Below are 25864 nucleotides of genomic sequence, written 5' to 3' on the forward strand. Positions count from 1 at the left end.
AAGAGGAATGCCGAGCCTAGTGTGCGCCGGTCCGGGGGGCCAGCCCCCTTCCCACTCAGTCCCTGAACTCGCGGAGCATCAAGCCCGCCGCGACCAGCCAGAGCCCGTTCGACATCAGGTCTATGCCCAGCAGGAGCCCCAGCAAGGCGGCTGCCGCTTCCGGCAAATTCATCAGCACGAACACCGCCAGCAGGATCGAGATCGTCCCGCCAACCACCAGCCAGAGCCAGGGCCGGAACGGACGCAAATTTGTCCCTGCCAGAACAAGGATCACGCCTTCCAGCATGAACAGGAAAGCGAGGATCAGCGTCAGTGAAACAAGACCGCCGAAGACATTTGTCGCCAGCATGACGCCCAGCAGGATCTGCAAGACGCCCATGCCGAGATCAAACCAGGAGAAACCAAACGGCGAGCGCAGTGTGAACGCCACCTGCATCACGCCAAGCAGGATGAACAGGAAGGCCACCAGCTGAAGCACGAACACAGAGGCGACATAGGGATTCATGAGCGCGAACACGCCGCCCAGCAGCGACAGCACCCCCATCGCCACATAAAGCCACCAGTGGCCGCCAAGGCCTTCAGGCCGTTTGGTTTCCATCAGCTCGCTCCCTGCTGCTTTGCAGCGCGGGCCTCCCGCGCCTGCCGCCACCATTCCAGAATGCTGAGCAGGACCGCAACCCCGCCCAGCCAGAAGGTGATGATGAAGACCGTATAATAGCCCTGTTGTTCGATGATCTCGCCAAGCCACGGCCGGCCGAGTGTTCCGATCAGCATCGTCAAAGACCCGAGCAAGGCATACTGGACGGCTGCAAAGCGCGGATTCACGACAGAGGTAAGATACGCAACGATGGCAACACTGGCGAACCCGCCAGCGAGATTTTCCCCCGCAATCGCCATCATCAGGCGCGCCAGCCGTGGGCCCGCATCTGCACCATGCGCATCCGGCGATATGTCTGCCGCCACCGCAGCGAAGGCCCGCAGAGGCTCTCCCATATGGGTGAAATCGAGGAATGCATCGATGGCCGCCCCGCCCGCAGCAAGGTCTGCAAACAGGAGATTGGTCACTGCCGCCAGCACGGCCCCGGCCACCAGAACCGGCATGCGGCCGATAATGCCCATAACGACACCGCCCAGTGCGGCGCCTGCCATGATCATCAGGATGCCGAAGAATTTCGAGGCAATCGCAACATCCGCCGTGGAGTGATGCAGCGCGCCGAAGCGGTCATCGAGATAGAATGGATAGGCAAAGGCGCCCCAGACCGCGTCTGTGAATCGATAGGTCAGCGCCAGAAGCAACACGAACAGCGCGCCCCAGCCGAGCCGGCCGATCAGGTCCATCAGCGGATCGAAGATCGCGCGGAACAGCACGCGGACCGTACGGGTCAACCGGCTTGTCCCCGGTCCATCGATCAGCACGGTGCCTGGCTCGCGCCCATGCCGGAAAAGCAGCGTCGCCGCGATCAGTGACGGGAAAAGGACCGTGAACGAGACGATAATGGGCCCCTGCTGGGTCACGAACGCCCGTGCGCTTGGCGGCGGATCCTGTGTCAGGGCACCGAAGACAAACCAGACGATCATGCTCAAGGCGGCCAGCCACCCGGCCGCAATGCCCCACGTCACAAGGTTCCGCTCCGACTCGGGCAGGTTCGACTGATAGCTCGGCCGGGCATTTGCCGGATCGTCGGATTGCTCGGGTTCGGGCGCCACGAACGTGCCCGCCACCGCGAACAGCATCATCAGGGCGATCATGCCGTAGACCAGCGGCCAACCGATATATCCGACCAGCAGCAACGCAACGAAGCCGGTCACGAAGCCGGAAGCCCGATAACCCAGCTGGTAGATCGCGGACATCAGGTCCTTGTCTTCATCCGAACGCGCCACCTCGATCCGCCAGGCATCCAGCACGATGTCGTGTGTCGCCGACAGAAGCGCCGCACTCAGCGCAACCAAAGCGACGAGACCGATGGCGTTCGCAGGATCGCTGAACGCCAGAACGGCAAGCAGGATGGCAATCGGAATCTGAAACGCCAGAAGCCACATGCGCCGCGGCCCCAGCCAGCGGATGGGAAAGGACGCATCCTGGAACGCAGGTGCCCAGAGATATTTGAAGGAATAGCCAAGCGTGATGATCGACAAGGTACCGATCGTGGACGGCTTGATGCCTTCCTGCGTCAGCCAGGCGTTCAGCGTGCCAAGCACTGCGCCATAAGGCAGGCCGGCGGCGAAGGCGAGCATCAGCATCGCGGCCATGCGCCGGTCTTTCAGGGCCTTCAACGCCCTCAGCGCGCGCGGCGGCTTGTGCTCTGCCTGCTCTGCGCTCGCGGTCGTTTCCGTCATGCGGCGCCGGCCTTGTTTTCAGCGCCCGTCCAGCGGATGGCGAGCGCCCGCAAGGCTTGCGGTTCAATCGGCTTGGCAACCACGTCATTGGCCCCGGCTGTTTTGGCCTGACGCTCAATATCGCCATTCACTTCGGCGGAAACGGCAATCACCGGAACATTCGACCCTTCGGCGCGCAGCTGGCGCATGGCTTCGAACCCGTCCATTTCGGGCATGCGGAGATCCATCAGGACCAGGGCGGGATTCATGCTCTTCGCGGCCTCCAGCGCTTCAATACCTGTTGAGGCGACTGTGACGGTAAATCCGGCCGATTCCAAGGCGCGCCGTGCAATCATCGCATTGACGGGATTGTCGTCGGCGATCAGGACGCGACCGGCCCCCGTCAGCTTTTCGGGTTCCTCCACCGGCAGGCCACCGGCCTTCACGACGAACACCCGCTCGACCAGTGACGACGCCCGGAGCGGCCGCACCAGCCAGCCGACACACCCCATCGCCTTGAAGCGGGCAATGGCGCCGCGGTCTTCCGGACGCAATACGATCAGGGCCGGCGCCTTGCGGGCCAGAGCCCGGACCGTTTCTTCCGACTGCTCTGCCCCGATCAGCAGGACATCGACCTCTGGCGGGACATAGCCGGACGATACGTCGATGCGTACGGGACGGGCCGAGGCATTCATCAGCGCCGCCGTGGTCGACAGGCAGGTCGCCGGCGGCAGACCGGCCAGACCCACGACGGCATCCAGAACCGGCAGGTCGTGCGTCGCCGGCAGATCGGCCTTCTTCAGGGGCAAGCTCACGGAGAAGCAGGTGCCGAGGCCCGGCTCGCCCGTCACTTCGATCTGACCACCCAGCAGGTCGGTCAGGCGTTTGACGATGGCGAGGCCGAGGCCGACCCCCCCATCCTTGTAAGCATCCTGGCGGCTGGACTGGCGGAAGGCTTCGAACAGACGCTCGCGATCCTCCGGCGCGATGCCGGGGCCAGTGTCGATAATGCGGTATTCCAGCCCGTCCTCATGCGCGAGAATATCGAGCAGGACAGCGCCGGTTTCAGTGAATTTCAACGCGTTGCCGACAAGGTTGAACAGGATCTGCCGGATGCGGCCCGCATCGCCGGAATAGGACGGCATCGGCAGGTCCGATGCGCGCGCTGCGATATCCAGCCCGGCGGCATGCGCGCGCGGGCTCAGCAATTCCACCACTTCACGGCCGAGGCGCACCGGGCAGAACGCTTCGGTCTCCAGCTCAATGGCCGATGCATCAAGACGCGCATAGTCCAGCACGTTGTTCAACAGGTCCAGCAGACGCGAGCCGCTGAGCCGGATCGCTTCAGCATATTCCCGCTGGGCCGGTTCCAGTTCCGTCTCCAGCAATAGCGATACAGTGCCGAGAATTCCGTTCAGCGGCGTGCGGATCTCGTGGCTCGCCGCGGCGAGGAAGGTTTCTTGGGGGCGCGGTTCGCCCGGCAGCAGGGGTGGCTTGGTCATGCCGGTATCCTGCAGCAGACGCTTTAGGATTTGTTTAAATCGCGCACGTGTTTCATGTCCGATTTCCTAACGCGCCATGGCCTGCGCATCGATGCCCTCACCCTCCCCCGCCGAGCGCTGGCGGTAAGAGAGCGCTTCGACTATGTGTACGCGGCGTACACCATCTGATCCATCAAGGTCTGCAATGGAGCGGGTAACTTTCAGGACACGGGAATAACCGCGCGCCGTCAGGTTCAGCCGTCCCGTCGCAGCGATCTCCAGAACACAATTCGCGCCCAGTGAAATGGTCGATCAGGACGATCAGACAGGAGCGCGATCCCGCACGGCTTCCAGCGCTGCATCAAGGACTTCCAACCCCGCGCCGGGCCGCGGTGCACGCTCCGACAGGGTACGCCGCCAGAGGCGCGCGCCCGGCCGTCCATTGAACAGACCCAACATATGCCGGGTCATGCCATGCAAGCCGACGCCCTCTTCCAGCCGTGCCGCCATATAGGGGCGATAAGCCTCCAATGCCTCGAAAGGCGAACAGACCTCCCCTTCCCCGAACAGCACCGCGTCGACTTCACCCAGAAGAGCTGGCGTCTGGTAAGCTGCGCGGCCGAGCATGACGCCGTCAAACCGTTTCAGGTGTTCTGTACACGCCTCAATGTCCGGAATGCCGCCATTCAGGATGATCATCAGATCCGGCCGAGCAGATTTCAGTTCCGCGACAAGGTCATAATCGAGCGGCGGGATGTCCCGGTTCTCTTTCGGCGACAGGCCTTTGAGCCAGGCCCTGCGGGCGTGCACGGTGAAGATCTCGCACCCGGCCGCAGAGACCTTGTCGACAAAAGTGAACAGCGTCTCGCGCGCCGGCAGGTCGTCGATGGCGATCCGGCACTTCACAGTCACGGGAATCGAGACCGCCGCCTTCATCGCGGCCAGACAATCCGCGACGAGATCCGGCTCCGCCATCAGGCAGGCGCCGAATGCGCCGGATTGCACGCGCTCGGACGGGCAGCCGCAATTGAGGTTCACCTCGTCATAGCCGAAGCCCTCAGCGATGCGCGCCGCCTCGGCCAGCTTCCACGGCTCGCTACCGCCGAGCTGCAGTACCACGGGGTGCTCTGCTTCATTGAAGCCGATCAGTCGCTGGCGGTCGCCATGGATCACCGCATCCGCCGTCACCATTTCTGTCCATAGCAGCGCCCGTTTCGACAGGCACCGGTGAAACGCCCGGCAATGCCGGTCGGTCCAGTCCATCATGGGGGCAATGGAAAATCTATAGGCTTGATTTATTTGCATTTTTTAAGTAGTTTCAAAGGGCTAAAACAAGAACGTGTGCACTTTTTTGGACCAATTTGCACACGCTTGTACCGGTTTTGATCTGTCTGTGCACACGGAGCGCACACGAAATGGCGACGATTGTAAAACTTCCCTCCGGAAGCTGGCGGGCCCAGGTGCGACGCAACGGGCGGTATGTCTCGAAGACCTTCAAGCGTCGTCGCGACGCAGACGGATGGGCCGTGGACATGGAACGCCGCATCGACCGCGGCGAAAGTGTCTCCAAAGCCCGTCCTAAACATCTCAATACACTTTCTGATCTCGTCGACCTCCACATCGCGGACATGCATGAATCCCGCAAGCCCCTGCGCCGATCGAAGTCCTACTCACTCAACAAGCTGAAACTCGATATCGGCCACATGCGCATCGATCAGATTGATCGCGAGACCGTCGTCGAATTCGGGCGCAATCGATCTCATGAAGGCGCCGGGCCTCCGACGATCGCGATGGACATATCCTATCTGAAGACAATCCTTCTGCATGCAAAAGCCGTGCACGGCGTCCATACACCTGTTGAAGAGATCAATCTTGCACGCGTTGCGCTCAACCGTCTTGGCCTGATCGGGAAGAGTCGCGAACGGGACCGCCGACCTTCGCAAGAAGAGCTCGATGACCTGTTCGAATTCTTCGACGCCAATGAGCGCTACCGCGCTCCGATGAGCCGGATTGTTCGTTTCGCGATCGCGACGGCCATGCGCCAGTCAGAGATCTGTTCAATACAGTGGGATGACGTGGATATGCGGCGGCGCATCGTTACGGTCCGTGACCGGAAAGACCCCAGACAAAAAGATGGCAATCATCAGAAAGTGCCGCTTGTAAATCTCACGGGCTATGACGCCTGGGAGCTCATCAATGAACAACGCCGGGCCAGCAACAGTACCGGTCGGGTATTCCCTCACAACCCACGCTCAATCGGAACCGCCTTCAGACGCGCATGCGCCGACCTCAATATCGAGGACCTGCACTTCCACGACCTGCGCCACGAAGGCACAAGCAGGCTCTTCGAAGCAGGGTTGAAAATTCAACAGGTCGCCCTGGTCACTGGCCACAAGGACTGGAAGATGTTGAAGCGATACACGCACCTCAGCGCAGACACGATTGTGGCTCTTGCCTCTGCCAATATACGATAGTGAACCCCTTTCCTGACTTCTGAGTTCGACGCTGCCTATCAGCGCCATTTGCTTTGCAATCATGATTTGTCTGATACATCCAGCTTCGTCAGCACGCAGGCTTCAGCCAGATCAGGATGCCATGGCCTTTGCGCGGGCCCAGTCGGCGTGCTCGAATGCACTCTCCATCCGGTTTATCTGGGCCCGCGTCTGGCCGACACACTGTGCAACATCTCGCCATTGGCTGACTGCGGCGCCAATCTCGACAACAATGGCAGCGGCCTGATCTTTGTTCAGCCCGAAATATGGCGCCTGTTCGATCGCAAGATCGATGGAGCAGGTTCCGTCCTCCGGGCTAATCATGGTCGTCAGCACGCGCGGCTTCACGTCCTGAGGTGTCGGATTAAGATCATAGGCTGGCGACAACACCCATCCCGACTTCCCTTGAAACAGGAATCCGTGATTGCGCAGATGATCATCAACATTCGAGATCAGGATGTTGAAGACCATTCGGCGGAACAACTCTGTTGCATCCCTTTTTGCGCCAGCTCCCATACGAGTCAGTTCGTCCATGATTTCCGGATAGCTGGACCGGTCGCCATCCTTCAATTGCAGCATCGACAAAGCTGACAGAAACGGGATGCGTCCGTCACCTTCCCGGTCGAACCGCCAGGATAGCAGGACGGGCCGTTGGCCAACATGCGTGAGATCGTGATCGGGACACCTAATGCCGGCCTGTTGCGCCAGTGTCAGCGCTATGTGCTCCCAAGCTTCGACGCAGTATTCGTCGCTCTCTTTGGGAAACTTGGCAATGGCAAGGCGGCCCTGGTTGTCCTGCACGGACGCTTTTGGACGTGCCCCGCCAAGGGAGGACCCAGGAGCGAAGATCATCTGAAGATCTTCGTCGGTTTCTTCACCGCGCTCGATCCGTTCAGCACTCTCCAACAATCTCCCAAGCATGATGAACCCCGGTACACCTGCCCCATTTGGTGCCTGGAACGCATCGTCATTCTCTTGCTTCAAACGCAAGGCACCGAGCCTCGATACATCTGCGACCCCCAGAAGGAAGTCCGTTTCATGCAAGGTTCGGGCGGCTCGGCCCTCTGCCTCTGCCCGGCGGCGCTCCCTTCGTCGCATCAATTGCCGCCCCCACGTATCCGGCGCGGAGTCCCCTATCGCCCCGAACATTTCCCGTTCCTGGTCTGGATAAAAGCGACCTCTGCCGACAGCCAGCGCAGGCTCGAGCGCAAACCGTTCCTTTTGCTCAAGCCAGTCCTCGTGGTACTCAAAGCTGACTGTTTCGCGGTCGCGCGACGGCGTCCGGTGGAGCGTTCCGACCCTGAACGTGCCGCCCGGCAAGCTGACATGAACCTCGACAGGCCCGGCCATCAGCGCGATCCCTTGCGCTGTTTATTTGCCCGCCGGTTCGTTGACGGGCTCGACAATTCAATCCCCAGGCGGTCCCGCGCCGGATCGGCAAGATCCGCCACGCCCTCCAGGAGGCCCAGCGCATTGAGCACCGATGCATAGATCCCCATGCTTACAGCCGGATCGCCATCCTCGATCCGCTTTAGTGTATTGCGCGAAGTGTGGGCCCGTTCGGCAATTACCTGTGCCGACAATTTCCGCCGCTTGCGGGCATCATAGATATCGTCGCCCAGTTTCGCCAATGTCCGGCGAACCGTGAGCGGCGGAGCATGAGGTGTGGGCATGATTTGATACCTTCGTTGAGCATATAGCGCCCAATATGCGCTATGAAGGTTTCATTTTCAAGATTCTACGCAGCTGATCGCACTTTGTTGGATAATTATCATCATAAGAAGACCATGTCACAACCGCGGAGAACTTAACACGAACAATAGTTGACATTTCACACATGAGTAGTCATATTGTTCGAAATTCGAACATTGGTGAAGACTGTGACCGACCCAACACCGTCCCGCGCAGACCGAGAGAAGGCATTCGATGCGCAGGTGAAATCCCTGCGTGCCGCGCTCTCGGACTGGTACGATGAAGAATCCTCTGCGATTGATGCCGACATTGTATCAAGCGCTCCAGCTGGCACAGGTGGCTCGATTGTCGGCATCGGTCCGGCAATCGACTCGAAGCGCGTGCTTGATGCGAGTGCGATCACGCGACGCATCCTCGGCATCGACATTCCGCCGGAAATCATCAAACGGGGTGGCTACAAATCGAAGAATGAGCTGTTCGACGAACTCTTGCCGCAGCTGCGCTCTGTTTACTCGGGCGAAAGGAAGGTGAAAGAGCGCAGTCACTCCAAAAAGATGACCGCAGTTCAGGGATAGGAAAATGACCAAGACAAATCCGGAGTGGGCGCAGATCGGTGCTCGCCTGAGAGCCGCGCGTGAATATCTCGAAATCAGCCAGGACGAAGCGGCAAGCGCTCTTGGCATTACCCGGTCAGGAATTTCTCTCATCGAGAACGGAAAACGCAAGGTCAACGCCGTCGAACTTTCCCGATTCTCGCAACTCTATTCCCAGTCAGTGGAATCCTTCACCGGATCGCACGACGTCCCGCCTCTTCCGGAGAGCGTTGAGGCGCTTGCGCGCGCAGCGACGAAATTGTCGGACGATGATCGCCAACAATTGCTATCTTTCGCGCGCTTCCTTCAGTCCAAACAGTCTGGAGGCGGCGGTGGCACGTAGTCCGGCAAATACGGCCCGGCTTGAGGCAGTGGCGGCGGCAAAAGCACTGCACCTCGATCTTGAATCCCGCGCCCGGCTCGAACTCGGGGAAGGTCAGATTGATGTGTTCGGGGCGATTGAATCGCTTGGCATCACGCTGGTCTTCAAGCCGCTCACATCGGCCCTGGGACTGTGTCTGCCCTCACCGCTGCGCGGAATTATCATCACAACGGAGCGCGTGCTTTCAATTCAACGCTTCACCGCCGCTCACGAACTCGGCCATGCGGTCCTCGACCATTCCGGCAGCATCGATCGCACGCTCAACTACCGGTCCGGCTTTGCAGCCGACCTGCACGATCTCCAGGAAATCGCCGCCGACGCTTTCGCAGCAGAATTCCTCCTCCCGCGCTGGCTCTACAAATACCATATACAGAAACAAGGCTGGACGGTGCAGGGGCACCTTCAGGACCCAGCGACTGTCTACCAGCTCGCGCTCCGCATGGGGGCCAGCTTCGAGGCAACCTGCTGGGGGCTGGTCTCGCACAATGTGATTTCGCAAACCGCGGCACAGACCCTTGTTGATACGAAAGTGGCAGCCCTCAAATCTCAGATCGGGGAAGGTCACAGACCCGCAACCAGCTGGGCCGATGCGTGGAAAATATCCCAAAGGGATCACGGCGCGCTTCTGCGCGGCAGCCGTGAGGACCTGTTGAGGCTCGACCTTGCCGAAGCGTCCGGCGCGGGCTTCCAATGGAATATCGGCGACCTGAAAGATGCCGGGTTTGAAATTCTGGCCGATCATAATGCCATCGACACATCCCCCATGAACTATGGTGCGCAAACCATGCGCACCATCATTGCACGCCCTCCCGACACAGCCATGACCGATATATCGCTGGAAGAACGCCAGCCCTGGACCAATGGCGCGCCCGGAAGCGGCACACTTGATATCCGGATGAATCTCGAGGGCAAGGAGCGAGGTGGAGTATCCCGGGCCACACGATTGAAGCGCGGTGCCCTGACGCCATGACCAGCGATCTAGATTTGCGCGCAGCCTTTCGCCCGGTCAGATTTCAGGGAGCAAGGATGTCCTGCCTCGCCTGTGCGGCGAGTGACGCCCACGCGCATGTAATCTCGTCTGCGGAAGCTCTCTCCGCCGAATATCTCTTCTATCATGCAGTGCAGAATATGCCCGAAGCAGATCCCTCCCGCGGCACCAGCCTGACGGCGATTTCAAAGGCGCTCTTCGACAATGGCCAGCCACCTGAGTCAGCCTGGCCGTATCTGACCGATCAGCCGGCTCCGGCAGACTGGCACCCACCGTCATGCAAGAATGAGCTGCATTTCGCGCGGTTGGATACAACGAAGACCTCGCCGAAAGACATCGCCACGCTGATCCGTACCGCTGGCCCAGTTCTCCTGGGTCTTGTCGTTACGGACGCCTTTTACATGTGCGATCATCAGGGCAACATCCCTGACTTGGCGCCAGATCCGCCGCGTGCCGCCCATGCTGTCCTCGCAGTGGGCTACGGGGGCAGCGATGGACAACATATCCTGATCCGCAATAGCTGGGGCTCCAGTTGGGGCGACCAGGGGCATGGCTGGTTGCCTCCATCCTATTTGTCCCGCCAACTGGCGGAAGCAGCAATCGTGATTTCCAAGGAAACCAAATAGATGAGCCTGATCCAGACGCGCACGGCGCCCGAAGCCTGGTTTGAAGCAACTCGCTTTCTCCGCCGGGAGTGCCATGACAACGAAACCTTTGATCTGTTTATTCAGATTGCAGAACCGACCGTCCTTTCCGCGGCGGACCGTTCCGTTTACAATGAAGTCGACGCGTTTCTGACGAGTTTCGGCGGTTTGAGCCTCGACACTGTCGCCGAGACGATTTTCCCGAATGCCGATTACATTCGAGGTGGACGCGATGCGGTATTCGAGACCTATCCAGAGCGCATGCAAAGAATTCATGAGGCCCACCCGGACCGCCAGTGGGGGTGCTATGCCATGAGAATTCTCCGGCAGACTGACCTCACAGGGAAATCGTTCAACCCGCTCAAGGACCTGCTGAACAAGGTGGAAAGACGGAACTACAAGGCATGCTATGAGCTCGGACGTGGTCGCCCGTTGCATGAAACGGAAGAAGAAGGTCCTGCCCTTGACGGAGACATTCCAATTTATGACCCCGCAACGGACCGCAAGGTCTACCGGGGTCACCTTCCGTGTCTCAGCCATGTAAGCATAAAGTATGACAAGAGAAACGATCAGGTCCGCCTCAACGCAACCTATCGCGCGCACCACTACATGCAGCGCGCTCTCGGCAATTTTATCGGCCTCGGCCGCCTCCTCTTCTTTGTCGCCCACGAGGCGGGCGCAGGCGTGGGGCCCCTGACCATCAATGCAACCTATGCCAAGCTGGATACAGGTAGCGATGGGCGCGGCGAAAGCAGTTGGGGGTATCGCGACATCGACGCCCTCCTAGCTCGCTGCGAATCCATCTACGCAACTGAAACCCGGGAAATGACCTACGTCTAGGACGAGATGGAGATGAACGCCGCCAACCAGATCCTCCAGTTGCAGCGGGAGCAGAACCGGCATGATGCCGGCTACCATCCGGACATCCTGTTCCTTGATACGGCGAGCCGGATGAAGCACATGGCTCTGCACCACGCCAAATATACGGCGCGCTTTCTTGGGGCTGAAGAAGACGGCGACGATGTTCTGTTCGAACGCACCTTCACGGATGCAGCAATTATTTCGGTCGCGACTGCAAATATCTTCGCTCAGGACCTCCGGCACGGCTTTCAAGGCCGGGCCGAAAAGAGCAGCACCCTTATGGAACTTGGGCAAGTGGTCGCGCATACGCCGAAGACTGATCTGCGGTTTGTCAGGCGATATAGTGAGCAGGCGGGCGCAATGGCAAAGGCTTGCGAATCCTTCGATCATGTAGAGGATTTTCCGTTCAGAAAAGCCCTGCTTGCAGCCAATGAAAACATGTTCGGCCTGCTGGTCGAGACGGCAGCAGTGCGCAAGCTGGATTTCGCGCATCTCTACATGCAACGGCTCAAAGACATTGAGTCAAATTCGCCGCGCAGCCTTCTCCTGGAGTAGCCCGTCCATGTTCTGGAGCGCCTCGACCCTTCGCGAACGGCTACCGCAACTCATTGACCTCTATGACGCGGCCAATATTCAGCGCGCCAATTACACTCTCAGCGTCGGTCCTGAAATATATGTGAGCCCCAGCCGGAAACCTGACGGCCCGACCGACCAGACAAAGATTCAACTAGGCCCGGACCAGACATTCCGGATTCCCGCTGGGCAGTTCGCATTCCTCCTGACCGAGGAATCCATCAGGGTTCCGGCAAATGCCATTGCCTTTATTTCGATCCGTGCCCGGTTTAAATTCCGGGGCCTTGTGAATGTGTCGGGTTTTCATGTCGATCCGGGCTTTGAGGGACGGCTGGTGTTCGCCGTATTCAATGCGGGCCCTTCAGACATCACGCTGGCCCGCGGTGAAAAGTGTTTTCACATCTGGTATGCGGACGTTGACCAGCCTCATGAGGAGGCCACCCGCCGCGGTTATGCAAGGATCGACTCCACCATAATCAATGACCTCGGACCGCAACTGCATTCCTTCGAGAGCCTTTCAACGCAGATCCAGGATTCAGAAAAGCGTTACCATCAACGAGCCGAAGCAATCGAACGAACACAGGACCAGCTCAGGACACAATACAGGAGGCCGAAAACATCAGCCGCCAGCCGGTGATGGATACCGCAAAAGAGATAGATATGACTGGCAAGGATCCTGCAGACGCAACACCGCAAGATCGACCGGTTCCGCAATGAAGCCGACACCGGTCTTTGAATCCTACTGGCGCTTTGCCTGGGAGCGCCAGTCCATATATGAGCGCCGCCTTCGCGCGCCCGCCGGCCCTTGGTCCAATGACCCCATTCTGAATACCTATCGCTTCACGAACGCATTTCGCGCGGCCGACCGTGTTTCACAGTATCTGATCGCCGAGGTCCAACTAGGACAGGACCGGCCGCAATCCCCTCGGGAGGTGTTCTTCAGGACCATTCTGTTTAAGCTCTTCAACAAGATCGAAACTTGGGAATTTCTGGAAAGAGAACTGGGACCCATCGTATCCACAGATTTCGACTATGAGCAGACCTCTCAGCTGTTCGATCAACTTCTTGCTGAGGGAAAGCGCATTTATTCCGCCGCCTACATAATTCCCGCCCCCCCCTTCGGGCACAGAAGAAAGCACGCCAATCACCTCGAGCTTCTCTTCCGGATGATGGAGGCGCGACTACCCGAACGCCTCGCGCAACTGCCTAGCCTTGCCAACGTGTATGAGTCCCTCTTGGAGTGGCCGGGTCTCGGACGGTTTCTTGCCTTCCAGTTCACGATCGACCTCAATTATTCATCAATGCTGCACTTCGACGAATCCGATCTCGTTGTTGCAGGCCCAGGGGCGATTGACGGAATTGCCAAGTGCTTTTCTGAACTGGATGGCATGACACCGGAACAGGTGATCATGCACGTCCATCAAAATCAGGAGCAGCTTGCTGGCGCCTACAGGCTCTCGCCCCCTTCGTTGTTTGGTCGGCGACTGCAGCCCATAGATTGCCAGAACCTATTCTGTGAGATTTCCAAATATGCTCGCGTTGCCCATCCCGAAATCGTGGGGACCGCAAACCGGACGCGTATTAAGCAGAAATACCACCTGGACCATGAACCGATCCCCTACCCGACCTTTCCCGCCGATTGGAATCTCGAAATGCGCGTTACTGCATTCTTGTCGGCGGGAGCATCAAACCGCCCCGATAAATCAACAAACCGGAAAGTCGTCAGCTCAGGCACAAGTAGCTGCGATGTCACGCCATGATCTTTGGAGTCGGACATGACATATGTCTCATTCCCCGACTCTCTGCGTCCGTAAAAGAATTTGGCCGCGACTTCACAAATCAGTTTTGCCGTCCTAATGAACTTGCTTGGGCAGAGCGCGCCGCCAATCCTGTCATTGCCTACGCTGGTATATTCTCGGCGAAGGAAGCGATCGCCAAAGCGCTCGGCACCGGGATTGGAGATTCCCTTTTCTGGGATGACATCGAAATCGGGCAAGTTTTCGCGTCCAAACCATCGATATTCATTTCAGAGGCATCCCTTGCTGCCCAATTCGGTCAAACTCATGACATGCTCCGTCTTCATCTCAGCGTGTCGGCTCGTCCTCCGCTCGTATTGGCGTATGCACTCGCCGAAATCGCGAAACCGACGGCGTCATAACGCATAAGGAAGGAGGTGTGCCATGCTGAGGTTTGTTCTCCGTATGGCTTAGCAATGCAATCACCGCTGACGCGAGGCGAGCGCATCAGGAACTGTTGCATGGCCTCTCGACCAATGAATAGCCGTCGACCGCCACAACAGGATGGATGTGCACTTGCGCGTGGGGAAACATGCCCCCCGATTACACCAATGAATCACCTCGGCGAAGCCAGCCCGCGAAGGTGAGGAAGCGCCAAAAACTCCATCCCCGAGTGAGGGCAGCTTTGGGAGCGGCTCAGTCCAAGGTTGGGTCTCAGAGCAAGAGTCGATATCGAATGAATCTAGCTCAAAGGCTGGCAAGCAAACTCCCGTCACCATTTACTTTTCGCGCAACTTGTTCGACGAAATAATTGAACCTTCTCTGCCCAAGCGCGTGCGCCGCTTCCCGCTCCCCTTCTGGAAGAGGATCTGTCCGAGTCAGCCAGTAGAGAACAAATTGACCAAGCGCCTCAAGCGTGAAGCCGACATCTCGCTCGATTTCACCCTGACGGATTTCAAAGGCATCCAAGCGCGCCAGAATGCGTTCCTCGAGCCCAGTTTTGACCTCAGGATCAAAGTACTCTCGAAGCGCCTGGCTGCCTTCGTTGCACCAGGTCTCGGCGTTGCCTTATCAAGCTTAGCGTAGATATCGGTCGCAAGGCGAAGATTGATCCGTGGCTTGGGCATGGTCCAGGAATGGGGTCAAGTTCAACAGGCGAACGGAGTCTCCAAATAAGCGGCCCGGATCAAGGGGCTGGGTCAGAGCTGTTAAAGTAATTTCCTCTATGAAGTTCCTGAATAGTGCTGCTGGCTAGTGGAACAGGGTGGACCCCCTTTTTTTTCAGCGGGACAAATTACTCTGGAACGAAGTGTCATATCCCAATAACCGCAGAGCATTCGCAACAACAGCGAGAGTCGAGCCTTCATGAACAACCACAGCCGGCCCAATCCCCAGCCCGAGTAAGGTTGCCGGAATCAGGAATCCCACTACGCCGAGGCTGACGAACAGGTTCTGGCGAATTATTCGGCTAGTCGAACGGCTGAGCCCAACGGCGAAGGGTAACGTCTCGAGATCGTCCGCCATAAGCGCAACATCGGCTGTCTCAAGCGCCACATCAGAACCTGCAGCGCCCATAGCAATTCCGACAGTTGCATTTGCGAGCGCCGGGGCATCATTGACCCCGTCTCCCACCATGGCAACGCCCCCACTTTTGCTGATCTCAGCGATCCTGACTACCTTGTCTTCAGGCATCAGATTGCCGAATGCCTCATCGAGCCCGATCTCTCCTGCGACGGCATCTGCGACCCGTTGATTGTCACCGGAAATCATCATCATCCGCCTGATTCCAAGCTCTCTCAGCCTTGCAATGACGGGCCTCGCTGCCTTGCGGGGCGCATCCATCAAACCGATCACACCGAGATAGCGGTCGCCGTGGCGGACAATCATGGTCGTGCGCCCGCAATTCGCCAGGTCCTTCGCGCGAGCATCCAGACCTGCCGGAATGGGAGCACCCGGAATTTCGGCGAACAGGTCAGACTTGCCTATGTGAACGGGTTTACCCTTCACAATCGCCGATACGCCGCGTCCTGTCAGGCTCGAGAACTCTGTGGCGGGGCTGACCGGCGCACCTAGGCGGCGCGAGGCATCACGCACAACAGCTTCTGCAAGGGGATGATCGCTAAGTGACTCCACGGCGGCAGCGACGGACAGCAATTCTTCCTCATTGCTACCTTCGTTTGGAACTATGTCGACAAGCTTCGGCTCTCCCTCCGTGAGGGTGCCAGTCTTGTCAAAGGCTACCGCCTCGACGCGCCCCAGAGCTTCAAGTGGCGCACCGCCCTTGATCACGACGCCTCCACGTGCGGCTCTCGCGATTCCCGACAAGACAGCGCTCGGCGTTGCGATCGCCAGCGCGCATGGGCTTGCAGCCACAAGAACCGCCATCGCGCGGTAGAAACTGTCCGCTACCGTTTCATCAAAGACGAGAAAAGAAAGTGATGTCGCTATAGCGAGTCCGATTACCAGAGGAACGAAGATACGCTCAAACTTGCGGGTGAAGCTCTGCGTGGGCGACTGACGGGTCTCTGCCGAACTGACCATGTCGATCACGCGCGCGAGCGTCGTATCAGCCGAAAGACGAGACACTTCAATCTCCAGGCTCCCAGCACCGTTGATAGAGCCGGCAAACACATGGTGCTCCGCACTTGTCTTATCCGGATTTGCCCTGGTCACGACGACGTCTTCGACAGGTCGTTTGTCGACAGGGGCGCTCTCTCCGGTGATTGGGGCCTGATTGACGGCGCTCGTTCCACGCGTGACAAAGCCATCAGCCGGAATACGTTCATTGGAGCGAACGATTACGATGTCGCCGATCTTCAAGGCATCTAGGGCTATCTCCTGGATATCCTCACCGCACCTCACCCTCGCCACGTCGGGCGCGAGGTCTGCAAGTGCAGCAATTGAATCCTTTGCACGCGTCATGGCGTACTGTTCAAGCGCATGTCCGATCGCGAACAGGAATAGCAGGAACGCCCCTTCTGCCCACTCCCCAAGGGCGGCGGCACCGACAGCCGCCGCGATCATCAAAAAGTCTACCTGAAAGACTCCGGAGACGATCTTGGCGATAGCCTCCCTCAATGCAAAATATCCGCCGAAAAAATAGGCTCCCAGCAGAAAAAAGAAGGCAGATTTATTTGACATGAGGCCGACTTTTGGGCCCAGCCAGCCAACGGCTAGAACCAATCCACAAACCAACGCAAAAATCAGTTCTGCCCGATGACCCAATAGACTCTGAAAGACACCACTGTGTGAACGCTCGCCGCGGGGACGCCTGATTTGGGTTGGCTGCTCTGATTTTGACACGGTATGGCTTCCTCCGAGGTTGTTGTGAACTACCATTAATTTTTGCGTTATTCTCTTGGGGCAGCATTCTCGACAACCTGGTCAATCGCCTGACACCAACAAGGACGGATCTAGCTGTCCAGGCCTCTCCTCATTGACTTGCTTCCATATCGCAAACGAATGGTCGCTGTGGGCCGCTAACAAATTTCATCCTCTCGCATCCCCCAATGTGATCGAGGTGATTTGCGCTACATATTCTTCGATTTTCTTTGATCTGTAGCATCAAAAGCAATCGACCTTGCAGATAGAATTGCAAGTCCCATTACAGCTGAGAGGCACGACCCAATAATAACGCTAAAGTTTGTACTCAGAATTAAGCCAGCCTGGCTAAACGCGAGACCGACGACGAACAAGCCCATCGTGAATCCCACGCCGGTCAGCACGGCCGCGCCGTACATGTGATACCAATCGCACCCTGCCGGTAACCTGGATAGCCGAAACCTTACCGCAATAAGTACACCCAGCATCACCCCCAGCTGCTTACCGACAAAAAGCCCAAGAATCACACCGATACTTACCGGGCTCAGTATTTTATCCGCAGTCAGATCACTTACACTAATTCCAGAATTGAAAAACGCGAAGACTGGGATGATTAACATAGCAACCCAGGGGGCCAGCGCATGCTCAATACGTTCCAGAATCGGTTCGTCACCCACACTGAGTGGGATCATAAAAGCGATAAGTACGCCTGCGATCGTCGCGTGGACTCCAGATTCAAGAATCGCCAGCCAGATGAAGAGCCCTATCGTCAAATGAAGGCTAATGCGAAACACCCCAATTCTATTCAAAACACCGAGCGCGCCTAGTCCCCCACCCGCCAAGGCCAGAGAAAGTGCACTCAGCCCATGTGAATAGAATCCAGCGATCGCAACAAGCGTCCCAAGGTCATCAAATACAGCTAATGCGGTCAAAAATATCTTTAGAGAAAGTGGGATCCTATTTTCTAGTATCGCCAACAACGCCAAGACGAGAACAATGTCGGTTGCGACGGGAATGGCCCACCCCCGGATCGCCTCTTGGTCTCCTTGATTGAAATATAGGTACACCAGAGCAGGCACTAACATACCTCCGAATGCTCCGAATGCAGGTAGAGCTAACTGAGACAACGACGAAAGTTGTCCAGCCAAGACCTCTCTCTTTATTTCCAGACCTACCAGAAAGAAGAATATGACCATAAGGCCTTCATTGATCCACGAGATCATTGGCTTCCCAAGCTCGAAGTCCCCAATACTCACTGACACTTGAGCATGGTGGATCAACTCGTAAGAAGCCGCGAAGGGTGAATTCACCCAAACGAAAGCCATCACCATTGAGGTGAGCAAGAGGGCCCCCGCCCCCTTGGCCGAATTCAGAAACCCAATAACATTATCCTTCATGATACACCCTGACTATAGAATTTCCTTCCGTCTAAGGAACACACACATCGAACCTCTTCCTCAGTATGGGAATTTTCCCAGAACACATTGGAAGGCCGAGAAGAATTTGTTGCCCCAGCCCAAGGGTTTACAAGCACAAATCCACTCCAGGAGAGAAATCTCGATCCGCGCGCTTCCGCCCAACATCACGCACTCACTCATCCCAGCTGGGCGATAATATCACTCCCGCAACCAGTTTGACTGCGAGAGTGATATGATTGGGATTAAGCGCTAGTTGGAAGTTGGATGCGTATGTTCAGCCTCCAACATGGAATGATGCGCGTCGGGCTTGGGAGCAAACCAGCGGTGCAAAGCCGGCAACACAAGAAGTGTTAATACAGTTGATGACACAAGGCCGCCCATTACAACTGTTGCGAGTGGTCGCTGAACTTCCGCCCCCACCCCCGTTGCGAACAGCAGCGGCGCCAAGCCGAGCGCAGTGGTCATAGCTGTCATCAGTACAGGCCGGGCTCTGAGGCCTGCCGCGTCAACGGCAAGCTCATCTCGATCTCGCCCGGATCTTGCGAAGTCATCCATGAAACTGACAAGCACCATTCCATTTCCCAAAGCTATACCGAACAATGCAATAAAGCCGACAGTTGCAGGCACCGAAACCGGCAATCCACTGAACCAAAGCGCCATCGCACCGCCCGTTAGAGCAAGAGGAATATTCAGCAGTATCAGGATCGCCGATTTCATTCGTCCAAACGTCATCAGAAGGATGAGGAAAACGATACCCAAAGTGACGGGTATCACAACTGCGAATCGACGGTTCGCTTCCTGTTGCAATTCAAATTGCCCCCCCCATTCGATTCGATAGCCAGGTGGCAACTTCAACTGCGAAGTCACAGCCTCCTGAGCATCAGCAACATAGCTACCAATATCTCGTCCACGAACATTGAGCTGGACCGTGATAAAGCGCTCGCCGTTCTCACGTGTGATCTGTCGTGGCCCCACTACTTCCTGGATAGTTGAAACACTTTCCAAAGGGACTCGCGCACCAGTCGCAGACTCAAGTATTATGCGTCCGATTGCCTCCGGCGTGTTTCGATCTTGCTCAGTGTAACGTACGATAACTGGAAACTGGCGCACCCCCTCAAAGACCACGCCCGCCTCAGCACCACCGACTCCGGATCGCAATGCATCAAGAGCGTCTTCGATACTCAATCCATATCGACCGAGCGCCGGTCGGTTCAGTGATATAATAAGCTGAGGTGCGCCGGTGATTTGGTCCGCCTGGACATCGGCCGCCCCTGGAACAGATTGCAGAACAGATTGCAGCTGCTGAGAACTGCCCAGCAAAACATCCGTATCGGGTCCAAATATTTTTACCGCAAGCTGAGCTTTGGTACCGGTTACAAGCTCATCAATGGACATTGCAATCGGCTGACCAACGTTCACGCGTATTCCAGGGAACGCTGCGAGATTATCGGAAATTGCGGCCCGAAGCTCATTGGGCCCAAGTCCTTTTCGCCATTCCCTTCTCGGTTTGAGCGCAACAAACGCCTCAATACTGTTAACCGGATCTGCGTGAGCCCCTACCTCACCACGTCCTATGCGGCTGACAACAGAACTGATTTCAGGGAAACTCGCCAATAGACGGCTTTCAACTCTGGTAGATGTCTCCCTCGCCTCGCTTAGCGATATAGACGGCGCCATCGTAACACGAAGGAGGACGTCCCCTTCCTCCAGCGCCGGAGTGAATTCCGAGCCCAATCGCGTTGCAGAAAACCCACCGGCAAGAAGCAGGGTGAGAGCCAACCCGATAGCGACCAGCCGTCTCTGTACAAAAAACTCGGCGAGCGGTCTGACAAGCCGGGTTAGCCGATTGTCGCCCCCCCCCTCGTTCCGTTTGGGTGGCCTCATAAGACCAAGCGCCATAGCTGGAGCAATTAAGGAGGCATAAATCAATGAGCCTGTCATCGCCAAGGCAGCCGATGCAGCAAGTGGGCGAAAGGTCTTACCTTCAGTACCCTGAAGCGAAAAGAGCGGCAGGAACACAATGATAACGACAGCTACCGCCGCAATCAGGGGAGCAATAACTTCCGCACTAGCACGTGCGACTGTACTTCTGTCATCTTCTGCTCCTTCCCTCTCTCTGAAGCCACGTTCTACATTCTCAGCGATGACAATTGCGCCGTCGACCATCATTCCGATCGCAATTGCAATGCCGCCCAGTGTCATGAGGTTTGCGCCAATACCGAGCACATTCATCGAAATGAATGCAAACCCGACAGAAAACGGAATGGATAGCACCACCACAAGGCTCGGCCGCCACCCTCCCAAGAACAAAAAGACAACTACAGCGACAAGCAAAGCCCCCTGCCACAATGCTGTCGTTACAGTTGCAGCAGCCTTCTCAACCAGCGTTCCCTGATCATAATAGGGAATGGCCCTCACTCCTTCTGGCAAGGATTCGTTGATCTGATCGAAACGCGACTTGGCGGCCTTGATTACGTCTGACGTATTCGAGCCATACAGTTTCAGAACCAGCCCGGCTACCGCTTCGCCCTGTCCATTGGCCGTTGCCATGCCTTGGCGAACTCCTCCGCCAATGACAACATCTCCCAAGTCGTTGACTCTGACTGTACGTCCATCAGCGGATTTGACTGGGGTTTCCCGCAAGTCATCCAACGTTCGGGCAAGACCGACACCTCGGACCGTAAATTGCTCGGCACCAACTTCGATGAACTGCGCACCTGCCGTCTTGTTAGCTGCTTCTAGTGCATCAATAACGTCTGAGACGTGGAGCTGATAAGAGGTAAGTTGATTTGGGTCCAACTGTATCTGGTATTGCTTTTCAAAGCCACCTAGCGACAGAACTTCTGTCACACCTTCAACAGATTGAAGAGGATACTTGATCATCCAATCGGCAATTTCCCGCAATTCGACCAGAGAGCGCGTGCCCGTTTCATCGATCAGACGATAGTACATAATGATCCCGAGGCCGGTCGAAATCGGCCCCATCTTTGGTGTTCCAAATCCCTGCGGTATCGCATCCGTTGCTTCGCTGAGACGCTCACCAACAACCTGTCTTGCGAAATAGACATCGGTCCCATCCTGAAAGTAAATGTTTACAACTGACAGGCCGAAATTCGAGGTCGAACGAATTTCCTTCACTTTGGGCAATCCTGACATTGCCGTTTCTATGGGATAAGTTACGTACCGCTCAACTTCCTCCGGAGAAAGTCCCTCCGTCTCGGTGAAAACCTGGACAAGGGACGGTGACGGATCGGGAAACGCGTCAACTGGCAAGTTGCGGAACGCAAACAGTCCGCCAATAGATAGAGCGAGAGCGGCGATGGCGGCAAGCAGCCGCCCACCGGCGAGTCGGTGCATCAAGCTAAACATATGGTATTCTCCTAGTGGGCGTGGCCGTCGCCAAAGGCATCTTTTTCCAACTGGGCTTTCAAGGTGAAGGCCCCTTTCGACACGAAGCGTTCGCCCTCGAGCAGCCCAGAGCGGATTTCTGTAAACCCAAGAGCGCTTGCTCCCAGTTCGACCCGACGCGGTTCAAAGCCATCATCCGTAGGAACAAAAATGGATGGAAAGTCCTCAACCAGTACAATTGCGTCTGAACTTACACGCACAACGGATCTTGTTGCATTTGTGGAAAGCCTCGCCGTCACAAATTGACCGGGTTTCATTTGGCGTTGAGAGTTTTCAACAATGACTCGTGCGGTGGCAGTCCTAGACGTCTCATTAATTACAGGTAATACGGTCCAGACCGTCCCTGTCGCCAACACCCCTCCGCCGTCGCGCAGGAGATCCACTTTCATGCCTGAATCCACTTTGGACAAGTCTTCTTTATACACCGCAATATCCGCCCAAACGACAGAGTCATCGACAACCACAAATAACGGGTCGGCATCCGTCGACACTGTCTCACCCAGAGAAATGTTTCGCTGAATCACTCTTCCAGAAATCGGCGTGGTTACAATTGCTTCCCCAAACGCCCCATCCTCGGTCTCGCCGAGAGCACTCAGAAGTCTGTCGCTTACACCAACCGCATGCAGTCTGTTCTCGGTTGCCTGTCGCGTCGCTTTGGCAGCGGCATACTCGGCCCTCGCGGACTGCACATCAGCGTCCGAAGTAATCTTCTGCTCCCAGAGCTTCTCTTCCCTATCAAGATCAGCCTTGGATAGACGCTCAGCACTAAGCGCACTTAGATAGTCGGCCTTCAAACCAGAAAGCTCTCTACTAGTTAAAAGCGCCAACGCAGATCCGGCTTTAACGCTATCTCCTTCGCCAACGTACATCCGCGAAACAATTCCTTCCACTTTGGAGGAAACCCGCGCAACACGATCAGCATCGAAGCGGATTTCCGCAGGTAGATCCAATGGGACAGACACATCGCCTCGTTCGGCCTGCGCAATAACAATTCCAGACGCCGCGGCTTCTTCCGCACTCAATTCGACATGCTCGTCAGCGTTAGCTTCTTCGTGACTGCCATCACTGTTTTCTTCATCATGCCCATCATGATCTTCATCAGATACAGCCGCGGCCTCCGCCATCGCACCATTGGTGACTTTGTCGACACCGCATGCGGGCAGAAACAGGAAGCTGGGCGCCAGCAATGTCACGTACAATATGTTCTTTCTCATTGGTAATTTCCTTCAAACGGTGCAGCACCGATCAGGGCACTGAGCCGGAGCATTTCGGTTTCAAGCGCAAGGCGTGCTTGAATGACTGCGGCGCGTGTCTCGATGAGACTACGACGCGCATCGAGTGTCGCCGTCAGATCGAACTTTCCAACGCGGTATCCTTCAGCCGCAGCAAAATAGGCTTGTTCAGCCAACGGAAGTGCTTCACCTTCAAGCCGATCAAGTCGGGATCTGTAGGTCCGACTACGAGCCACAAGACTTGCCTGCTCAATTCTCAATCGAGCTTCTACGGCCATCGAGTTCAATTCAGCCCCCTGAGATCTCAACCGGGCCGCGCGGGTCGCGTCCTGATTGCGGTCGAATAGAGGTAGAGGGACGCTGACTCCCGCAAGGAACGCATTATCTCCAGTCTGTTCAAATCTGCGGAACCCCGCTGAAAGCGTCACATTCGGCCATGCGCCTGCGCGGGCTCGATCCGTGGCAGCGCGGCGCGCTGCCGACCCCGCGTCCGCCTCAGCGAGTTTTGGGTGTGACCGGTCAGCAACTGACCGCGTCAATTCAACTTGGAAAGCTGTGACACCAGCGGGGACGGGTAATCCAAAATCGACCCGTGCCTGCCCCCAAACGGATGCAAGGGCGAAGGCTCTTGCTTCAACCTCACCGCGAGCCGCTTCGGCTGTTGCCTGAAGAACAGCCTCTTCCGCGCGTGATCTTGCGAGCTCTGGAGGCGCAGATGCCCCCGCCTCCACTCTTCGCGCAACAATGTTTGAAAATTCTCCCGCCAGCGTCGCCGCATCGGAGGCAACTTTGGCCATCTCGATAGCTGCTTGCAGATCAAGATACAATTCTCCCGCAAGCGTTTGGACTTCCAAACGCCGAACATCGCACGTGGCATTTGCCAACGCAGCTTGTGCCCTGGCAGCCCGCTCGGAAAGACGTCGCTTTCCGCCAAGTTGGACGGTTTGCTCAATGGTGAGTGTACTCTCAGATGAATTGAAACCTTTAAGAGGGCCCGCCCCTGCAAAATTTTCCGTTTCTATCGAAACAGACGGATTGAGCCACCTCCCGGCTTGATCCGCGTCAGCAGACGCGGCTCTTGCCTCAAGGGCGGCCTCCAAGACCTCGGGAGAGGCAAGACCAGCCCGTCGAACCGCCATTTCAAGAGTCAGTGGTGAGCTTCGCCCGGGGTTTTCGAATTGGGTCGACGAGGGACCACAGCCATCGGCGATAGCTTGACCTGCCAGACATGGCAGAGCCAATGCGACAAACATGCCGCGAGATAGGGGATTCATAGGATATATTTCCTCGGATAGATTCACTAACTACGCAAAAGTATTGCGTATTCCGGTTATGGACGTCGTGATCTAAACTCGAGGCGGTCGATATGGTCCGTCTGGACCGGATTGTTCAGCAATTGTCCGATTTAGGTCGGGCCGAAGAGATAGAGTGTTGTTGGCATCCACCTTTTCACCACACGCTTCTGCCAAAATGTGAATATGACAACCACCGCAGTGATGAAGCGGATGATCAACGGCTTCTGGAGCCGCGTCGTCGGATGGCTTATCATCAGACAAATCAACATCCACCGAGAGACTGTGAACATCGTCGCAAGCAATAGAGAGATCAGCAGCCGCACTTACTGGGGACGCCATACAGGCCAAAACCATCACCGCGATGATGAGCCTTGAAACACTCTTTGTTACTCTTTTCAGAGACATCTCTCAAACTGTCTGCAGTGGATAGCTGCGCGAAATCACTTTCACCTCGGCCTTTTATATCAGTTCTCATTATCGACAGGTCAAGGTTTAATGTCACCCTAGATCTGAAGGCACTTTTGTCCGAGAACAGGAAACTCGCGTAGGAATTTTTACCAATCCAAATGGGATTAATCGCGAAATGATTTGCTCCAATTAAATAGACAATGCGACATCCGGGAACGTATCCGCTAAACTTTCAATGCCATTTTTACCAAATTAACTCACTTGTAAGATGCGACACGTTTAGAATGCAAATTCAGGTCGACGTAATTCTGACAGGGCTATCGGCGGGAACAGCCTGCTCGACGCGGCTCTTGGCTATACCTAGCTGAGAGGCGAGCAACTCACTGGGACAGCGGAGAACGTTGCCAGGTCAGGCCCAATGCTGGCCTATGCGCCAGTCACAAGAGCTGGCGTTGCGGCATTCATAAGTGGCCTGCACACACGCAGCAATCGGCGTGCCGCTGTCGCAAAGAGCCGACAGATAAATATCGAAGAGTAGCCATCCTGCCACGCCTGGCGGAGCAGGACCGCCCCACAATCCCCTATTCCTCAGCACTTGAACTATAACACCGACAACAATCTCGTGATTAGAACAGAAGAAGATTGGCGATCTCAAACTAGCCCACTCCCCACACAAACAATTTGACCCATGCTGCGGGAGTATAGGCCGAAGCTACTTTATTCACAGCGTTGGAGGAATAGGAATAAACATGGTATTGTGATGCATCTTGTTTTTCAATCATAACAGAGATACTGCAAGAGCAATGAAATCAATCTCAAGAAGCCTTGTCGCGGGATTGTCCTGGTCCGGAGCAATAGCACTAATTGGCCTTAGTGTGGCTCTTGTCCGGCAGTTTGGAACTATCGATAAAACCGAATTGTCAAACAGTCACAGCACTGAAGCTTTGATGCGACACGCTCTCCCCCCCGCAATTGTGGTTGTTATCATATTCGCCGTTGGCACCGCCCTAACGATCCGCCACAT

24 protein-coding genes are annotated in these 25864 nt (G+C 56.6%); 12 read left to right on the forward strand and 12 right to left on the reverse strand.

Annotation, left to right across the window (positions count from 1 at the left end; all coding sequences use genetic code 11):
- Window positions 1–55 precede the first annotated feature (55 nt).
- The 5 genes from HY26_RS02110 to dusA all read right to left on the reverse strand — a co-directional run bounded on the left by HY26_RS02110 (window position 56) and on the right by dusA (window position 5102).
- Window positions 56–598: an HdeD family acid-resistance protein gene (locus HY26_RS02110; RefSeq protein ID WP_051599593.1), complete on the reverse strand. Its 543-nt coding sequence runs from the start codon at window positions 596–598 to the stop codon at window positions 56–58.
- Complete coding sequence (locus tag HY26_RS02115) at window positions 598–2337, reverse strand: hypothetical protein (RefSeq protein WP_065382758.1); 1740 nt, start codon at window positions 2335–2337, stop codon at window positions 598–600. Before HY26_RS02115 ends, HY26_RS02110 begins: the two co-directional genes overlap by 1 nt.
- The gene (locus tag HY26_RS02120) at window positions 2334–3818 is read right to left on the reverse strand and encodes a response regulator (protein WP_051599590.1); all 1485 of its coding nucleotides are present in this window, start codon (window positions 3816–3818) and stop codon (window positions 2334–2336) included. The genes HY26_RS02115 and HY26_RS02120 overlap by 4 nt, the downstream gene beginning before the upstream one ends.
- Window positions 3819–3884: 66 nt before the next feature.
- A complete protein-coding gene (locus HY26_RS19180; protein ID WP_081812955.1) occupies window positions 3885–4103 on the reverse strand; it encodes a hypothetical protein in 219 nt (72 codons plus the stop codon).
- A gap of 15 nt (window positions 4104–4118) precedes the next feature.
- A complete protein-coding gene (dusA, locus tag HY26_RS02130; protein WP_112072822.1) occupies window positions 4119–5102 on the reverse strand; it encodes a tRNA dihydrouridine(20/20a) synthase DusA in 984 nt (327 codons plus the stop codon).
- Window positions 5103–5212: 110 nt separating this feature from the next.
- On the opposite strand from dusA, the gene HY26_RS02135 reads away from it, so the two are divergent.
- Window positions 5213–6271: a site-specific integrase gene (locus HY26_RS02135; RefSeq protein WP_112072823.1), complete on the forward strand. Its 1059-nt coding sequence runs from the start codon at window positions 5213–5215 to the stop codon at window positions 6269–6271.
- A gap of 111 nt (window positions 6272–6382) precedes the next feature.
- On the opposite strand, the gene HY26_RS02140 is transcribed toward HY26_RS02135, so the two are convergent.
- Window positions 6383–7639, reverse strand: coding sequence for a type II toxin-antitoxin system HipA family toxin (locus HY26_RS02140; protein WP_112072824.1), 1257 nt, complete (start codon window positions 7637–7639; stop codon window positions 6383–6385).
- Entirely contained in the window at window positions 7639–7962 is a 324-nt protein-coding gene (locus HY26_RS02145) for a helix-turn-helix domain-containing protein (protein ID WP_112072825.1), read from the reverse strand. Before HY26_RS02145 ends, HY26_RS02140 begins: the two co-directional genes overlap by 1 nt.
- Window positions 7963–8169: 207 nt before the next feature.
- On the opposite strand from HY26_RS02145, the gene HY26_RS02150 reads away from it, so the two are divergent.
- The 10 genes from HY26_RS02150 (at window position 8170) to HY26_RS02190 (ending at window position 14844) form a co-directional block, all read left to right on the forward strand.
- Window positions 8170–8556 carry a hypothetical protein gene (locus HY26_RS02150; protein ID WP_112072826.1) on the forward strand — a complete coding sequence of 129 codons (387 nt, stop codon included), beginning with the start codon at window positions 8170–8172 and terminating at the stop codon, window positions 8554–8556.
- A 4-nt stretch (window positions 8557–8560) separates the two neighbouring features.
- Entirely contained in the window at window positions 8561–8917 is a 357-nt protein-coding gene (locus HY26_RS02155; protein WP_112072827.1) for a helix-turn-helix domain-containing protein, read from the forward strand.
- A complete protein-coding gene (locus tag HY26_RS02160; protein ID WP_158531391.1) occupies window positions 8907–9926 on the forward strand; it encodes an ImmA/IrrE family metallo-endopeptidase in 1020 nt (339 codons plus the stop codon). Before HY26_RS02155 ends, HY26_RS02160 begins: the two co-directional genes overlap by 11 nt.
- On the forward strand, window positions 9923–10570 hold the full coding sequence (locus tag HY26_RS02165; protein WP_112072829.1) for a C1 family peptidase: 648 nt from the start codon (window positions 9923–9925) through the stop codon (window positions 10568–10570). Before HY26_RS02160 ends, HY26_RS02165 begins: the two co-directional genes overlap by 4 nt.
- Window positions 10571–11428 carry a hypothetical protein gene (locus HY26_RS02170; RefSeq protein WP_112072830.1) on the forward strand — a complete coding sequence of 286 codons (858 nt, stop codon included), beginning with the start codon at window positions 10571–10573 and terminating at the stop codon, window positions 11426–11428.
- 12 nt (window positions 11429–11440) lie between these two features.
- Window positions 11441–12004 (forward strand): hypothetical protein, encoded by a 564-nt coding sequence (locus HY26_RS18930; protein ID WP_158531392.1) that lies wholly within the window; start codon window positions 11441–11443, stop codon window positions 12002–12004.
- Between the two features lie 7 nt (window positions 12005–12011).
- Complete coding sequence (locus HY26_RS02175) at window positions 12012–12659, forward strand: deoxycytidine triphosphate deaminase (protein WP_158531393.1); 648 nt, start codon at window positions 12012–12014, stop codon at window positions 12657–12659.
- Between the two features lie 76 nt (window positions 12660–12735).
- Entirely contained in the window at window positions 12736–13782 is a 1047-nt protein-coding gene (locus HY26_RS02180; RefSeq protein WP_112072832.1) for a nucleotide kinase domain-containing protein, read from the forward strand.
- Complete coding sequence (acpS, locus tag HY26_RS02185; protein WP_112072833.1) at window positions 13779–14180, forward strand: holo-ACP synthase; 402 nt, start codon at window positions 13779–13781, stop codon at window positions 14178–14180. The genes HY26_RS02180 and acpS overlap by 4 nt, the downstream gene beginning before the upstream one ends.
- A gap of 475 nt (window positions 14181–14655) precedes the next feature.
- A complete protein-coding gene (locus tag HY26_RS02190) occupies window positions 14656–14844 on the forward strand; it encodes a hypothetical protein (RefSeq protein WP_112072834.1) in 189 nt (62 codons plus the stop codon).
- 195 nt (window positions 14845–15039) lie between these two features.
- On the opposite strand, the gene HY26_RS02195 is transcribed toward HY26_RS02190, so the two are convergent.
- The 5 genes from HY26_RS02195 to HY26_RS02215 form a co-directional block, all read right to left on the reverse strand.
- Window positions 15040–17097 carry a heavy metal translocating P-type ATPase gene (locus HY26_RS02195; RefSeq protein ID WP_112072835.1) on the reverse strand — a complete coding sequence of 686 codons (2058 nt, stop codon included), beginning with the start codon at window positions 17095–17097 and terminating at the stop codon, window positions 15040–15042.
- 191 nt (window positions 17098–17288) lie between these two features.
- Complete coding sequence (gene nhaA, locus HY26_RS02200) at window positions 17289–18476, reverse strand: Na+/H+ antiporter NhaA (protein ID WP_112072836.1); 1188 nt, start codon at window positions 18474–18476, stop codon at window positions 17289–17291.
- Between the two features lie 270 nt (window positions 18477–18746).
- Window positions 18747–21866 carry an efflux RND transporter permease subunit gene (locus HY26_RS02205; RefSeq protein ID WP_112072837.1) on the reverse strand — a complete coding sequence of 1040 codons (3120 nt, stop codon included), beginning with the start codon at window positions 21864–21866 and terminating at the stop codon, window positions 18747–18749.
- A gap of 11 nt (window positions 21867–21877) precedes the next feature.
- Complete coding sequence (locus HY26_RS02210; RefSeq protein ID WP_112072838.1) at window positions 21878–23119, reverse strand: efflux RND transporter periplasmic adaptor subunit; 1242 nt, start codon at window positions 23117–23119, stop codon at window positions 21878–21880.
- The gene (locus HY26_RS02215; protein WP_112072839.1) at window positions 23116–24411 is read right to left on the reverse strand and encodes a TolC family protein; all 1296 of its coding nucleotides are present in this window, start codon (window positions 24409–24411) and stop codon (window positions 23116–23118) included. The genes HY26_RS02210 and HY26_RS02215 overlap by 4 nt, the downstream gene beginning before the upstream one ends.
- A gap of 204 nt (window positions 24412–24615) precedes the next feature.
- On the opposite strand from HY26_RS02215, the gene HY26_RS18935 reads away from it, so the two are divergent.
- Window positions 24616–24807: a hypothetical protein gene (locus HY26_RS18935; RefSeq protein WP_158531394.1), complete on the forward strand. Its 192-nt coding sequence runs from the start codon at window positions 24616–24618 to the stop codon at window positions 24805–24807.
- Window positions 24808–25864: the final 1057 nt, after the last annotated feature.

It is taken from the genome of Hyphomonas sp. GM-8P (assembly GCF_003263315.1).
GTDB lineage: Bacteria > Pseudomonadota > Alphaproteobacteria > Caulobacterales > Hyphomonadaceae > Hyphomonas.